A 13,960-nucleotide genomic window follows, 5' to 3' on the forward strand; every position below is an offset into this window, starting at 1 on the left:
CCGGCCTATTGATTTTCCTTCGACTGGCCCATGATCTCCTGCGCCGTGAAGTTGATGCCGCAGGTCGGGAAGGAGTTGCCGACGAAGAAGTTGTCGGACTGGGCCGGGAAGTAGTCCTGATCCTTCTTGAAGTTCGGATCTTCCACGACGGCGAGCGGCAGCTTGACCGATTGCGGCACCACCTTGCCTTCGAGGGCGGCGAGCGCGACCTTGATCGCGACCGCGACCTGCGCAGGTCCGGTACCGGCGGAAGAGCATTTCAGGCCTTCGGACGCCTTGGCGGCGCAGAACTTGCGGAAGCCGTTTTCGGTCTCGCCACCGAACGGCACCATCTTGTGCTTGGCGTCGAGCATGGCCTGCACGATGCCGGTGTCGCCGCCCTGACCGGAGATCGCATCGAACGGGCCATTGGTCGCGATCGCATCCGCCGTGGCCTTCTGGGCGACGCCGTCGTCCCATTTGCCGACGACCTCGGTGACCTGCCACTTCTTGCCGGAGCCGTCGAGAACGGAGTGGAAGCCGTTGTGACGATCGGTGTCGACCGAGGTGCCGGCGACGCCGCGCACCTCGAGCACCTTGCCGCCGCCGGGCACGTTCTTGACCAGCCACTTCGCCCAGAGTTCGCCGAGACCCTTCTGGTCGACGTTGACGTTGATCGCATCTTCCGTCGCAAGGATGTTGTCGAAGGCGACGAGGATCACGCCTGCCTGCTTGGCACGCTTGATCACCGGCCCGAACGCGGTCGGGTTCTGCGCGTTGACGACAATCGCGTCATAGCCGGAGTCGATGAAGTTGTTGATTGCCGAGATCTGGGCCGGGACGTCCTCGCCGGTCGAGACGACCTTGAACTCCTTCAGCTTGGCCTTGACCTCCGGCTGCGCCGCATAGGCCTTCGCGGTCTGGATCATCTGGATGCGCCAGGTATTGGCGATGTAGCCGTTCGCCAGTGCGATGCGGTACGGGCCCTTCTTGGCCGGAAACTTGAAGAACTTGGTGTCCGCGGTCCACGGCACCATGCATTCAGGCTCGGTCGCCGGTCCCTTGACCATCTCCGGCTCCGCCAGCGCCTTGCCGGCAAACGCCGTGACCAACACCAGCGATGCACAAGTGGCAAGGCATCGCGCCCTCATCGACTTGGACGACATTCGTGACCTCCCCTGTTGTTGTGGCGCCAAATCAATGACGCATGTGCGAGACGCCTCTTTGTTTCCGGAGGTTTGTGCGAGCATTGCTCGTCGTCTCGACCCGCCAAGCGTTACTGATCAATGACAGCGCTGTCAATTACCGTCGCGCGGCTTTTGCCAAGCGGCCGGTCGCATGTCATGAATATGGTTCGGACAAATCCGCGTGAATCAATGTTGCAAGGATCATGTCTCAGAAGCGTCGCACCACGCTGGAGGACGTCGCCCGCATCGCCCATGTCAGCGCTGTCACCGTGTCGCGGGCGCTGCGGCGGCCCGATATGGTGTCGCCGGAGTTGCGCAAGCGGATCGATGCCGCGGTCGACAGGCTGGCCTATGTGCCGAACTTCGCGGCGAGCCGGCTCGCCTCGACCCGCACGCATTCCATCGGCATCGTCGTGTCGTCGCTCTCCAACGGCATCTTCGCGGACTACCTGCAGGCGATCTACGACACCCTGCTGCCGCTCGGCTTTCGCCCCGTCGTCGTCAGCAGCCGCTATTCGGCGGAGGAGGAAGAGGGCGCCATCAGGACGCTGCTGGGCCAGAACATCGAGGCGCTGATCCTGGTCGGGGTGAACCAGACGCGGGCCGCGCGGCGCGTTCTCGAACGTTCGCGGATTCCGGTGGTGCAGACGTTCGAGCTGACCGACGATCCGATCGATCTGAATGTCGGACTTTCGCAGCGCCAGGGCGGCTATGCCGCGACCCGCTTCCTGATCGAGCTGGGACATCGGCGGATCGCCTACCTCTCCGGACAGCGCGACGACCGGGCACGAGCCCGGCTGGAGGGTTATCGCGCGGCGCTGACGGAAGCTGGTTTGGACGGCGAGTCGCTGGTTGCCTGGCTCCCGGCACAGACGACGATCTCGCTGGGGCGGAAGCTGACCGAGGAGATGCTCGCGAGCGGAGCTCCCGATGCGATCTTCTGCTGCGATGACAACATCGCGCTGGGTGCGTTGTTCGCCTGCCAGCAGGCGGGGCTGGAGGTCCCGCGCCGGATCTCGCTGATCGGCTTCAACGACCTGGAATTCGCGGCGGCCTCCAATCCGCCGCTGTCGACCGTGCTGACGCCGCGCGCCGACATGGGGCGCGTGGCGTCCGAACTGGTGCTTCAGGTGATCGCCACCGGCAAGCGGCCGAGAACGCGTCGGATCGACCTCGGCTTCGAGATCGTCGCACGCGGCAGCACCGGACCGCATCTCGTGGCTTCGTGATGATGGTCGCGCCCTTTCGGGCGCAGTGCTGCACGTGGTGCGGCCGAGCACCCATTGCATCACCCACGAGCAGGCCAATCTCTCGCAAGGAGGCAGCGGCCGCGCTGGGCGAGATCGCCGCGCCGGCCACGAGCGTTCCCGACCGCCTGGCGGACCAGGCGGTAAGCCAGATGACGAGCCTTGCGACGACCATGTCGCGGCCGATCGCGCGCGAGCCCCGCAGGGCCGCGCGCCGCACGTTCTCGTGCGCCCCACGTCCCGTTCTGGACGGCTCCGATATTGTCTGACAGAAACGTCGGACGCATCCATCGGGCATCATGACCGCTGCAGCGCAAACGGGGGAGAGCGGCCGGCCAATCCGGCCATGGTGACACGCCTCCGTTGCCTCGGCCGTCGCGCGGCCGCGTGGTGATGCACCGTGCCGAGGTCTGACATGACCGAGGACGAGCTGCAAGAGAAGCCGGAGAGCTGCCATGAACGCCAATGTCAAACTGCCTGCCGCAAAGGGCGTCTTCATCGACAACACGTGGCAGCCCGCGCGGTCGGGCCGCACCATTGCGATGCTTGCTCCGGCGACCGGCCAGGTGATCGCTTCGATCGCGGCAGGGGATGCGGCCGACATCGATCTTGCCGTGGCGGCGGCGCGCCGCGCGCTCGAAGGCCCGTGGGGCCGGCTCGCCGCGGTGGACCGCGGGCGCCTGCTGTCGAAGCTCGGCCGCCTCGTCGAGGACAACGCCGAGGAACTCGCGAAGCTCGAAGCGGCGGATACCGGCAAGCCGATGAAGCAGGCCAAGGCGGACGTGGTCGCGGTCGCGCGCTATTTCGAATATTACGGCGGCGCCGCCGACAAGGTGCATGGCGACACCATCCCGTTCCTCGACGGCTTCTTCGTCACCACGGTCTATGAGCCGCTCGGCGTCACCGGCCATATCATTCCGTGGAATTATCCGGGGCAGATGTTCGGCCGCACCGTCGCGCCGGCGCTGGCGATGGGCAACGCGACCGTGATCAAGCCGGCCGAGGAGGCCTGCCTGGTGCCGCTGCGTCTTGCCGAGCTCGCGGCGGAAGCCGGCTTTCCGGCCGGTGCGATCAATGTCGTGCCGGGTCTCGGCGAGGAGGCGGGTGCGGCGCTGTCGGCGCATGACGGCATCGATTTCATCTCCTTCACCGGCAGCCCGGAGGTCGGCACGCTCGTGCAGACGGCGGCCGCGAGGAACCACATCGGCTGCACGCTCGAGCTCGGCGGCAAGTCGCCGCAGATCGTGTTCGCCGACGCCGATCTCGATGCTGCGCTGACCTCGGTGGCCGCGGCGATCGTGCAGAACGCCGGCCAGACCTGCTCGGCCGGCTCGCGCGTGCTGGTGGAGCGTTCGATCTGGGACCGTTTCCTGGCTGACCTCAAGCTCCGCTTCGAGAAGATCACCGCCGGCACCCCGGAGATGGATCTCGATCTCGGCCCCGTCATCAGCGCGGTGCAGAAGAAGCGCATCGAGAGCATGCTGGCGCGTGCCGAGTCCGGCGGCGCCAAGCGCGTGGCCCAGGGCAAGATCGCCGACGGCGTGCCGAGCGAAGGCTTCTACGTCGCGCCTGCGCTCTATCAGCAGGTCGCCCGCGACTCCGAGCTGGCGCGCGACGAGGTGTTCGGCCCGGTGCTGGCGGCGATGCCGTTCGACGACGAGGCCGATGCGATCAAGCTTGCCAATGGCACCGATTTCGGCCTGGTCGCGGGCGTATGGTCGGGCGACGGCTCGCGGGCGATGCGCGTCGCGCGCAAGGTCAAGGTCGGCCAGATGTTCGTCAACGGCTACGGCGCTGGCGGCGGCATCGAGCTGCCGTTCGGCGGCATGAAGAAATCGGGACACGGCCGCGAGAAGGGTTTCGAGGCGCTGTACGAGCTTGCGGCGATGAAGACCCTGATCGTCAAGCACGGCTAGCGGATTCGCATCTCCGATCAATTCCGCCGTGCGGACGTCACTGACAACGCCGCCCGGCGTTGTTGTTGTCAGTCCGCGCGGCGAGGCGCTAGAGCATGATCCGGAAAAGTGGAAGCCGGTTTTCCGAAAAGATCATGCTCAGACAAAGAGCTGACATCTGGGTTTGCAGAAGGAGACGAGCGGATGAGCGACGAAAAAGAATTGTTCGAGAAGGGCCTGAAGGTGCGCCGCGAGGTGCTCGGCGCGGCCTACGTCGATGGCAGCCTCGCCAAGGCCGACGACTTCATGATGGCCTTCCAGCACATCACCACCGAAATGTGCTGGGGCTATGCCTGGACCCGGCCAGGACTGGATCGCCGCACCCGCAGCATCATCAATCTCGCGATGCTGACCGCGCTGAGCAAGCCGAGCGAGCTGAAGCTGCATGTCAAGGGCGCGCTCACCAACGGCGTCACGGTCGACGAGATCAAGGAGATCCTGCTGCACGCCACTGTCTATTGCGGCATTCCCGCAGGGCTCGAAGCCTTCAAGGCGGCGCATGAGGTGCTGGTCGCGGAGGGCGCGATCGCCAAGAAGGACGGCGCAAAGGACGGCACATGAGCGCGCCGGGGAAGATCCTGTTCGTCGGCATCGGCAACATGGGCTGGCCGATGGCCGCGCGCCTGCTCGGCGCCGGCTTTGCGGTTGCGGTCAATGATGCCGTTCCAGAACGGGCTGCGGACTTCGTGCGCCAGATCGGCGGCATCGAGGCGGGGGATCTTGCGGCGGCAGCGGCAGATGCCGACGTCATCATCACGATGCTGCCGACCAGCAAGCATGTCGCGGACGCGGTCGGGACCCTGCGCGCAGGTCTGAGGCAGGGTCACGTCGTGATCGACATGAGCTCCGGCGCGCCGGCCGCGACGCAGGCGATCGCGGCCGATCTCGCCCCGCTCGGCGTGATCATGCTCGATGCGCCGGTCAGCGGCGGCGTGCCGCGCGCGGTGACCGGCGAGCTCGCGATCATGGCCGGCGGCGAGCCGGCTGCGCTCGATTGCGTCGAGCCGCTGTTGCGCGCGATGGGCACGACGATCCACCGCATCGGCGGCCTCGGCTCGGGCCAGGCGATGAAGGCGCTCAACAACCTCGTCTCGGCCGGCGGCTTCCTGATCGGCATCGAGGCGCTGCTGATCGGCCAGCAGTTCGGCATCGATCCCGGCCTGATGACCGACGTGCTCAACGCCTCGACCGGCATGAACAACTCGACGCAGAAGAAGTTCAAGCAGTTCGTGCTGTCGCGCCAGTTCAACAGCGGCTTCGGCCTCGACCTGATGGTCAAGGACCTCTCGATCGCGCTCGAGGTTGCGCGTGCCAGCGGGGTCGCGGCCCCATTCTCCAATCTCTGCCGCGAGCTGAGCGCGAGCGCGCAAGGGATGCTCGGACCCGGGCAGGATCACACCGCGCTGGCGAAGCTGAGCGAGGCGCTGGCCGGCATCGAGCTGAAGGGCTGACTACCCCTGGCGCCGCAGGAATCCGGTGATCGTCACCTTGTCCCAGATTCCGGCCGCGGCGAACGGGTCGGCGCGGTTGAAGGCCTCGACCTCGGCGCGGCCGGGTGCCTCGACCAGGAACAGGCTTCCGATCATCGTCGACCCATCGTCGGAGACGAGCGGGCCGGACATCACGATGGTGACGGGCAGGCGGGCGGTGTCACCGAGATAGGCCTTGTGCGCGTCGTAGTTGGCAAGCCGGACCGGCAGCGCGTCCGGCTTGTCGATCGCGTGAATCGCAAACAGCATGAATTCTCTCCGCAAGTTGAAGCCGGACGGCTCCATGCCGTCCTGCTTCCGGACTGATGGCTGATCCTATTTCGCGCCGAGCTTGCTCGCATCCTCGAAGCTCGGGCAGGTCCGCTGTTCCAGCGCTACGTCGAACGGCTGGTAGTTGTCCTTGGTGATCACCGTCGGCTTCAGCACGATCTCGTTGATCACCGGCTGTCCGCGCAGCGAGCGGACGGCCATCATGGTGCCGAGGCAGCCTTGGGCGAAGCCGTTATAGTCGCCGCTGGCGAGCAGCTTGCCGGACTTGATCGCGTCGATCGCCTCCTTGGTGCCGTTGATGCCGATCACCTGGGCCTTGCGGTTGGCGCCGTCCAGCGCCTCGATGGCGCCGACGGCCATGGCGTCGTTGGCGGCAAGCACGCCGTCGATCTGTGCATTGGACTGCATCAGGTTCTCCATCACCTGCAGGGCCTGCAGGCGCTGGTAGTTGCCGGGCTGCGACGCCAGCAGCTTGGCGCCGGGATTCTCCTTCAGCGCGTCGTTGAAGCCGCGGACGCGATCGACATTGGTCAGCGAGCCCTTGACCCCTTCGATGATGACGATGTTGCCCTTGCCGCCGAGCGTCTTGAGCAGGAACCGGCCCGTCTCCAGGCCGAGGCTGTAGTCGTCGGCGCCGACGAAGGAGACGAACTTGCCGCCGGCCGAGCGGTCGGTGATGTTGACGACGGGAATCTTGGCGTCGTTGATCTTCTCGACGCCGGGCACCATCGCCTTGTAGTCGACCGGCGTGAAGACGATGGCGCTCGGCTTCTTCACCACCACGTCTTCGATCTGGCTGAGCTGCTCGGGGATCGAGTCCGGCTTGGTCGGGATGTAGTGCAGGATCTTGGCGTTCAGCACCTTCGCCATGTTGTCGGCGCCGACCCGCACCGTCTGGAAGAACGGATTGGTCTGGTTCTTGGTGAACACGGCGATGGTCTCGCCGTCGGCGCGGGCCTGCGTCGTGACAGCCGTGATCAGGAGTGCGAGCGCGAGGCTGTGCGGTATCCGGTGTTGCATGGTGTTTCCATCCCTCGTTTTCTGAGTTTGCTTATGAGCTCATTGCGTCGGGCGCCGCGTCTTCATGTCGAGCCAGACGGCGATGATGACGATGATTCCGGTGACGAGCGGCTGCCAGTTGGCGCTGATCGCGAGCAGGTTCATGCCGTTCAGCACCAGCGTCAGGATCAAGGCGCCGATGAAGGTGCCGAACACGGTGCCGACGCCGCCGAACAGCGAAGTGCCGCCGATCAGCACCGCGGCGATGGCCGGCAGCGTCAGGCTTTCGCCGATGTCGGCTTCGGCGGAGTTGAGCCGCGACAGGAAGATGATCGAGGCGAGGCCGGCCATGGTGCCTGAGACGGTGTAGACCAGCAGCAGCCGGCGCGCGACCGGAATGCCGGAGAGTCGCGCCGCGACCGGATTGGCGCCGATGGCGTAGATCTCCTGGCCCCATGTGGTGCGTTGCGCGAACAGCGTTCCGATCGCGAGGAACACCAGCAGCAGATAGACCGGGATCGGCAGTCCGAGCAAATAGCCGCTGCCGATCTGGCGGAAGCCGGCCGGGAAGCCATGAATGGTCTCGCCGGCCATGTACCAGTAGGTGACACCGTTCAGCACCCAGAGCATGCCGTAGGTCGCGATGAAAGAGGGGATGCGCAGCGCCGTGACCATGAAGCCGTTGAGAAATCCGACGCTGCCGCCGGCGAGCAGCCCGGTGCCGATCCCGAGTGCGGGCGAGCCGGTCTGATGGATCACGGTGCCGGCGAGACACGCCGACAAGGCAACGTTGGCGCCGACCGACAGATCGAGGCCGGCGGTCAGCACCACCAGCGTCAGGCCGGAGGCGATGAAGAAGGTCAGGCTCGCCTGCCTGAGCACGTTGAGGATGTTGCCGAGGCTGAGGAAGGAGTCGCTCAGCACGGTCAGCGCGGCGCAAATCAGCAGCGCGGCGAGCAGCCGGTAGAACACCTGTGCCGCGTTCTGCGACAGGAATGACCGCGGCGGCAAGACGCTCTCTTTGGCGATGTCGGTCATGACCGGCTCCGCAGGCCGTCGAGGAACATCGCGACGATGACCAGCGCACCGACGCTCGCGACCTGCACGGAGGATGGCAGCGACACCAGATTGAGGCCGTTGCGCAGCACGCCGACCGCGATGACGCCCAGCACGGTGCCGAGCAGCCAGCCATTGCCGCGCTCGAACGAGGTGCCGCCGACCGCGACCGCCGCGATGGCGTCGAACTCCATCCCGAGCCCTGCGGTCGGATGTCCCGAATTCATCCGCGATGTCATCAGCAGCCCCGCAATGCCGGCCATCGTGCCGCCGATCGCATAGACCGCGATCAGGAGCCGTGTCGGCGACAGGCCGGCATAGCGGAGCGCCTCGCGGTTGCCGCCGAGCGCGAAGACGTAGGTGCCGAACCTGGTATGATAGAGCAGGCCGTGAAACGCCGCGTAGGTCAAAAGCCCCATCACGATCGGCACGGGGATGCCGAGCAGCGTCGCCGAATAGATGTCGCGCACGCCGTGGGGAATGCCGACCACGCTCTGGCCGTCGCTCACGATCAGCGACAGGCCCTGCGCCATGCCGAGCGTGGCGAGGGTGGCCACGAACGGCGGAATCCCGACGATCGCGACCAGCCAGCCATTGACGGAGCCGAACGCCGCGCCGACCAGCACCGCGGCGCCGAGGCCCAGCAGCACGGACTTGGTCGCGAGCGAGACGATGGCGACGCAGAGCGAGGTCAGCGTCAGCACCGCGCCCATCGAGAGGTCGAGCCCTTCGGTCATGATGATCAGGGTCATCGGCAGCGCGAGCATGGTCAGGATCGTCGACTGCACCAGCACGTTGGAGAGGTTCGCGGCCGACAGGAAGCCCGGCGCGATCGCGCCGAACAGCGCGATCAGCAGCACCAGCACGATCGCCACGCCCGGGATGCGCTGCAGCGTTCGGAGCGGTGAGGCGATGGTGGCGTCACTCATCATGCATCCCCAGTCGCACGATATTCTCCTCGGTCAGCTCGCTGCGCGCCAGGTGTCCGGCGATGCGGCCCTCGCGCATCACATAGGCGCGGTCGCAGACGTGGCAGATCTCGATCTGCTCGGACGAGATCATCAGCGCGGCGGCGCCCTCGGCGACCAGCCGGTCGATCAACGCGAAGATCTCGGACTTGGCGCCGACGTCGATGCCGCGCGTCGGCTCGTCGAAGATGAACAGCCTGGCGCCGGCCGCGAGCCACTTGCCGATCACGACCTTCTGCTGGTTGCCGCCCGAGAGCAGGCCGACCGTCTGGCGCGCATTCGGCGTTGCGATCCGCAATTGCCGGATCAGCCCGTCCGCGGTGCGCTGCGCGCCGCGCGGATCGTAGAGCCCGCTGGGAAACAGCTTCTTCAGCGCCGAGACCACGAGGTTGTCGCCGACCGAGCGCAGCAGCGCCAGGCCCTCGCTCTTGCGGCTCTCGGGGATCAGCGCGATGCCGCGGCGGGCCGCGATGTCGGGCTCGCCCGCGATCGGCTTGCCGTCGAAGATGATCTCGCCTTCGCTGACCGGATCGGCGCCGAAGATCGCGCGCGCCACCTCGGTGCGGCCGGAGCCGACGAGGCCGCACAGGCCGACGATCTCGCCCCGCCGCACCTCGATGTTGATGTCGGCAATCCCGGTCGGCGCGCTCAGTCCCTTGACCTCGAGCACGAGCTCGCCCGGCGTTTCCGCGAAATGGCGCGGATAGCTCATGTCGATATTGCGCCCGACCATCATGCGCACGAGTTGGTCGGGCGTGACGTCGGCGGGGCTGACATCGCCGATGCGGCGGCCGTCGCGCAGCACGGTGATGCGGTCACCAAGCGCGAACACCTCGGCGATGCGGTGCGAGATGTAGACGATCGCCACGCCTTCCGCCTTCAGCCGCCGGATCAGCGCGAACAGCAGCTCCGCCTCGCGGTCGGACAGCGCCGCCGTCGGCTCGTCCATCACCAGGATCCGCGCATTCTGGCTGATCGCTTTCGCAATCTCGACCATCTGCTGCTGCGCGACGCCGAGCGTGTCGACGATGACAGAAGGATCGATGTCGAAGCCGATGCTGTCGAGCACGCGCTTCGCATCGGCCAGGATCCTGCGGCGGTCGATGGTGCCGGGCAGGCGGCCTTTCGGCTCGCGGCCGAGATAGATGTTCTGCGCGATGTCGAGGAACGGCACCAGCGAGAATTCCTGGAAGATCACGGCGATGCCGAGGTCTTGCGCATCGGCCGTCGAGGTGATCGCAACCTTCTTACCCTTGTAATAGACCTCACCCGCATCGGCGCTATAGGCGCCGCACAGGATCTTCATCAGGCTGGATTTGCCGGCGCCGTTCTCGCCGAGCAGCATGTGGACTTCGCCCGGGTAGATCGCAAACGAGACGTCGTCCAGCGCCTTGACGCCGGGGAACGTCTTGCTGATCCCGCGCAGCTCCAGCAGCGGCGCGGGCGATGAGGCTGCCATGGCTGCCGCCACGCTCATGGCCGCGCTCCGCCCCCAAAGATCTTGCCCGGATTCATCAGGCCATCCGGATCGAGCGCGGCCTTGATCGCGCGCATCACACCAACGGCCTCGCCGAGCTCGTCCTCGAGATAGTCGACCTTTCCGAGGCCGATGCCGTGCTCGCCGGTGCAGGTGCCGTCCATCGCGATCGCGCGCGCCACCATGCGCGACTGCAGCGCCTTGGCGCCGGCCAGCTCGTGCGCATCAGTTGGATCGATCAGGATCAGCATGTGGAAATTGCCGTCGCCGACATGGCCGACGATCGGCGCAATGAAGCCGTTGCTGTCGGCATCCCGGCGCGTCTCGATCAGGCATTCGGCGAGGCGCGAGATCGGCACGCAGACGTCGGTGATGACGGCGCGCGCGCCGGGGCGCAGGCCCAGTCCGGCATACAGCGTATTGTCGCGGGCGTGCCAGAGCCGGCTGCGGTCCTCGGCCGCCTTGGCCCAGGCGAAGCCTCGGCCGCCATGCTCGATCGCGATCGCCTCCGCCGTCTGCGCCTGCTCGGCGACGGCGGCCTCCGAGCCGTGAAATTCCAGGAACAGCGTCGGGGCTTCCCGATAGCCGAGCTTCGAATAGGCATTGATGCCGCGCATCATGACGTCATCGACGAGCTCGATGCGGGCGGCGGGGACGGCCGACTGGATCAGCGCGATCGCTGTGTCGACCGCGTCGTGCAAAGTCGGGAAGCTGCAGGTTGCGGCCGAGATCGCCTGGGGCAGGGGATGCAGCTTCAGCGTGATTTCGGTGATCACGCCGAGCGTCCCCTCCGATCCAACGAACAGCCGTGTCAGGTCGTAGCCGGCGGCGGATTTGCGCGCACGCTTGGCGGTGCGGATCACCCGGCCGTCGGCCAGCACGACCTCGAGCGCGAGGACGTTGTCCTTCATGGTGCCGTAGCGCACCGCCATGGTCCCGGAGGCGCGGGTCGAACTCATGCCGCCGATCGAGGCATCGGCCCCGGGATCGATCGGAAAGAACAGGCCTGTCCCGCGCAGCTCGGCATTGAGCTGCTTGCGGGTGATGCCGGGCTGCACCACGACGTCCATGTCGGCGTCATGCACGGCCAGCACCTCGTTCATGCGGGCGAAGTCGAAACAGACCCCGCCCGCGACAGCCGCAGCGTTGCCTTCGAGCGACGTGCCGGCGCCGAACGGCACGATGGGCGTGGCAGCCTCTGCGCACAGCCTGACGATGTCGGCGACCTCCTGCGTTGTCTCGGGAAACACGACGATGTCGGGCGGCATCGCCGGATAGTACGACTCGCTCCGGCCGTGCTGATCCAGCACGCCGCGCGCGAGACTCGCGCGCGGCCCGATCAGGTTCGAAAGCCGCTCGGCCAATGCACCGGTGCCGACCCGCAACTCCATCATTCCTCCCGTCCGCTTCCTCGTCGATGACAGGACTCTTGACGGTCCTTGTCGCCCGCTCAGCTCAAACCTGATTGGCGCGCTCCGCAAGCCGTTTCAGGCCGAAATCATAGTTGAGATGAAAATATCCGTCCGTCACCATGCGGCCATCTGGCGCACGGCCCGGCGGGCAGCGTTCGAACTCGCGGATCAGGCTGTCCTTGACGCCGAACACGACATCGGAATCGAGATACTGGTCGCCGGCCACGAACACATGCGTCACCAGCCGCTCGAAACCGGGCGCCGAGATCATGAAATGCACATGCGCCGGCCGCCACGGGTGCCGTCCCTGCGCCGTGAGCATGTCGCCGACCGGCCCGTCGTTGGGGATCGGATAGGCCGCGGGCTTGATCGACCAGAAGTGGAAGCGGCCGTCGGCGTCGGTATGGAAGCGCGCGCGCATGGCGAGATCGCCGATCTGCTCGAGCCGCTGCACGTCGTAATAGCCGTCGTCGTCGGAGTGCCAGACGTCGACCACGGCGCCTGCCAGCGGCGCGCCGTCCGCGCTCGACACCGAGCCGGTCACCAGCAGCGGATCGCCTTTCATCGGTCCCGCGATATCGTCGCCGTTGGCGCGTTCCGGCGCCGCCTGGACGAAGAAGGGGCCGAGCACCGTGGTCTCGGTGGCGCCTTCCGGCACCGGATGATTGATGGCGTCGACCAGCATCGAAACGCCGAGCGTATCCGACAGCAGGATGAACTCCTGGCGCTTGTCGTCGCACATCTGGCCGGTGCGGGTCAGGAAGTCGATGCCGTATTCCCATTCCTGCTGGGTCGGACGGACCTCGCGCACGAAGGCATGGAGATGCCGCACCAGCGCCTCGCTGACCTGTTTGATCCGCGCATCACGCGCGCCCGCCAGGCGTTCGAGCACGGCATCTGTGATCGTGGTCTCGTTGAAGTTGCGCAAGAGGCGGCTCCTTTCAGAGAGGCTCGCCGAGCCCGGACAGCCGCTCGACATGCCGGACGGTGGCGAGGAAGTCGGTGTCGGCATCGCCTGACGCGATCAGCGCGCCATAGGTCTCACGGACCTGCGCCGCGAGCTGCAGCGGCACGCCGACGGCATGGCCGGCGCCGAGAATCAGATCGAGATCCTTGGCCATCTGCGCGCAGGAGAACGTCGCGGCAAAGTCGCGCGCCAGCAGCGGCGCGGTCTTGTACTTCACCATCGGCGAGGCGACTGCGCTGTCATGCAGCACCTTCAGAATGTCGGGCCAGGCGATGCCGCCCTTGCGTGCGAGGGCGAGGCTTTCGGCCATCATCGCCGCCGTCGTCGCGATCATCAGGTTGACGGCGAGCTTGGCGTAGCGCGCCTCTTCCGCCGCGCCCAGATAGGTCTGCGCGCGCGTGAAGCCGGCCAGCACCGGCGTGATCAGGGTGAACGCCTCTCTTGGACCGGACACGAAGCACGTCAGCTCGCCGGTGTGGGCGATGCTGGCATTGCCGGAGATCGGCGTGCGCAGATAGGCGACGTCGCGAGCGCTCGCGGCGGCCGCGACCGCGCTCGACGCGTCGACACCCACGGTGCTGGTCTCGATCAGGATCGCGCCCGGCGCCATGGCCGCGATCAGTCCGCTGCTGCCGAGCATGGCGGCGCGCAGCGCATTATCGTCGGGTAGCGACGAGATGACCACGGCATGGTCGCGCACCGCCTCGGCAGCGGACGACGCGGCGGCCATGCCGAGCGCACGTGCCTCGTCGAGCCGGGCGGCGTTGGGATCGAACGCCGTGACGTCATGGCCGGCCTTGGCGAGCCGCGCCGCGATCGGCAGGCCGATCTTGCCGATGCCGATGAAGGCGAGGCGCTTGTCAGGAAGTGACATGGGTGAGGTCCGCCGATTGCTTCATTTTCTGCGCCTGTGGCGACGCGATGCTGCCTCGCAGGTTCGTCGACGTGAGGGG

Annotated in this window: 13 protein-coding genes; 4 read left to right on the forward strand and 9 right to left on the reverse strand. The window is 66.7% G+C overall.

Translation table 11 applies throughout. The features are described from left to right. Positions 1-5 precede the first annotated feature (5 nt). A complete protein-coding gene (locus tag QX121_RS03915) occupies positions 6-1,145 on the reverse strand; it encodes a sugar ABC transporter substrate-binding protein (RefSeq protein WP_315771346.1) in 1,140 nt (379 codons plus the stop codon). A 224-nt stretch (positions 1,146-1,369) separates the two neighbouring features. On the opposite strand from QX121_RS03915, the gene QX121_RS03920 reads away from it, so the two are divergent. The 4 genes from QX121_RS03920 to QX121_RS03935 all read left to right on the forward strand — a co-directional run bounded on the left by QX121_RS03920 (position 1,370) and on the right by QX121_RS03935 (position 5,819). After that, the gene (locus tag QX121_RS03920; protein ID WP_315811217.1) at positions 1,370-2,395 is read left to right on the forward strand and encodes a LacI family DNA-binding transcriptional regulator; all 1,026 of its coding nucleotides are present in this window, start codon (positions 1,370-1,372) and stop codon (positions 2,393-2,395) included. 473 nt (positions 2,396-2,868) lie between these two features. Further along, on the forward strand, positions 2,869-4,329 hold the full coding sequence (locus QX121_RS03925; RefSeq protein ID WP_315811218.1) for an aldehyde dehydrogenase family protein: 1,461 nt from the start codon (positions 2,869-2,871) through the stop codon (positions 4,327-4,329). Between the two features lie 183 nt (positions 4,330-4,512). Then, positions 4,513-4,929: a carboxymuconolactone decarboxylase family protein gene (locus QX121_RS03930; RefSeq protein ID WP_315736685.1), complete on the forward strand. Its 417-nt coding sequence runs from the start codon at positions 4,513-4,515 to the stop codon at positions 4,927-4,929. Continuing rightward, on the forward strand, positions 4,926-5,819 hold the full coding sequence (locus QX121_RS03935) for an NAD(P)-dependent oxidoreductase (protein WP_315811219.1): 894 nt from the start codon (positions 4,926-4,928) through the stop codon (positions 5,817-5,819). The genes QX121_RS03930 and QX121_RS03935 overlap by 4 nt, the downstream gene beginning before the upstream one ends. On the opposite strand, the gene QX121_RS03940 is transcribed toward QX121_RS03935, so the two are convergent. The 8 genes from QX121_RS03940 to QX121_RS03975 all read right to left on the reverse strand — a co-directional run bounded on the left by QX121_RS03940 (position 5,820) and on the right by QX121_RS03975 (position 13,881). Next, on the reverse strand, positions 5,820-6,107 hold the full coding sequence (locus tag QX121_RS03940) for a YciI family protein (RefSeq protein WP_315771355.1): 288 nt from the start codon (positions 6,105-6,107) through the stop codon (positions 5,820-5,822). Positions 6,108-6,173: 66 nt separating this feature from the next. After that, positions 6,174-7,148 carry a sugar ABC transporter substrate-binding protein gene (locus QX121_RS03945; protein WP_315778902.1) on the reverse strand — a complete coding sequence of 325 codons (975 nt, stop codon included), beginning with the start codon at positions 7,146-7,148 and terminating at the stop codon, positions 6,174-6,176. 39 nt (positions 7,149-7,187) lie between these two features. Then, positions 7,188-8,165, reverse strand: a complete 978-nt coding sequence (locus QX121_RS03950; RefSeq protein WP_315811220.1) for an ABC transporter permease — start codon at positions 8,163-8,165, stop codon at positions 7,188-7,190. Further along, entirely contained in the window at positions 8,162-9,115 is a 954-nt protein-coding gene (locus tag QX121_RS03955; protein ID WP_409999307.1) for an ABC transporter permease, read from the reverse strand. Before QX121_RS03955 ends, QX121_RS03950 begins: the two co-directional genes overlap by 4 nt. Further along, on the reverse strand, positions 9,105-10,628 hold the full coding sequence (locus QX121_RS03960) for a sugar ABC transporter ATP-binding protein (protein ID WP_315811222.1): 1,524 nt from the start codon (positions 10,626-10,628) through the stop codon (positions 9,105-9,107). The genes QX121_RS03955 and QX121_RS03960 overlap by 11 nt, the downstream gene beginning before the upstream one ends. Continuing rightward, entirely contained in the window at positions 10,625-12,019 is a 1,395-nt protein-coding gene (locus tag QX121_RS03965; protein ID WP_315811414.1) for an FAD-linked oxidase C-terminal domain-containing protein, read from the reverse strand. Before QX121_RS03965 ends, QX121_RS03960 begins: the two co-directional genes overlap by 4 nt. Before the next feature lie 64 nt (positions 12,020-12,083). Then, the gene (locus QX121_RS03970) at positions 12,084-12,968 is read right to left on the reverse strand and encodes an intradiol ring-cleavage dioxygenase (protein ID WP_315811223.1); all 885 of its coding nucleotides are present in this window, start codon (positions 12,966-12,968) and stop codon (positions 12,084-12,086) included. Between the two features lie 13 nt (positions 12,969-12,981). Beyond that, a complete protein-coding gene (locus QX121_RS03975) occupies positions 12,982-13,881 on the reverse strand; it encodes an NAD(P)-dependent oxidoreductase (protein WP_315811224.1) in 900 nt (299 codons plus the stop codon). Between the last annotated feature and the right edge of the window lie 79 nt (positions 13,882-13,960).

The sequence above is a fragment of the Bradyrhizobium sp. SZCCHNR2028 genome (genome assembly GCF_032380995.1).
GTDB lineage: Bacteria > Pseudomonadota > Alphaproteobacteria > Rhizobiales > Xanthobacteraceae > Bradyrhizobium.

Bases quoted from the DNA above. Each gene is read 5' to 3' on its own strand.
- QX121_RS03915 (WP_315771346.1), bottom strand. From the start codon at position 1,145: ATGTCGTCCAAGTCGATGAGGGCGCGATGCCTTGCCACTTGTGCATCG.
- QX121_RS03920 (WP_315811217.1), top strand. From the start codon at position 1,370: ATGTCTCAGAAGCGTCGCACCACGCTGGAGGACGTCGCCCGCATCGCC.
- QX121_RS03925 (WP_315811218.1), top strand. From the start codon at position 2,869: ATGAACGCCAATGTCAAACTGCCTGCCGCAAAGGGCGTCTTCATCGAC.
- QX121_RS03930 (WP_315736685.1), top strand. From the start codon at position 4,513: ATGAGCGACGAAAAAGAATTGTTCGAGAAGGGCCTGAAGGTGCGCCGC.
- QX121_RS03935 (WP_315811219.1), top strand. From the start codon at position 4,926: ATGAGCGCGCCGGGGAAGATCCTGTTCGTCGGCATCGGCAACATGGGC.
- QX121_RS03940 (WP_315771355.1), bottom strand. From the start codon at position 6,107: ATGCTGTTTGCGATTCACGCGATCGACAAGCCGGACGCGCTGCCGGTC.
- QX121_RS03945 (WP_315778902.1), bottom strand. From the start codon at position 7,148: ATGCAACACCGGATACCGCACAGCCTCGCGCTCGCACTCCTGATCACG.
- QX121_RS03950 (WP_315811220.1), bottom strand. From the start codon at position 8,165: ATGACCGACATCGCCAAAGAGAGCGTCTTGCCGCCGCGGTCATTCCTG.
- QX121_RS03955 (WP_409999307.1), bottom strand. From the start codon at position 9,115: ATGATGAGTGACGCCACCATCGCCTCACCGCTCCGAACGCTGCAGCGC.
- QX121_RS03960 (WP_315811222.1), bottom strand. From the start codon at position 10,628: ATGAGCGTGGCGGCAGCCATGGCAGCCTCATCGCCCGCGCCGCTGCTG.
- QX121_RS03965 (WP_315811414.1), bottom strand. From the start codon at position 12,019: ATGGAGTTGCGGGTCGGCACCGGTGCATTGGCCGAGCGGCTTTCGAAC.
- QX121_RS03975 (WP_315811224.1), bottom strand. From the start codon at position 13,881: ATGTCACTTCCTGACAAGCGCCTCGCCTTCATCGGCATCGGCAAGATC.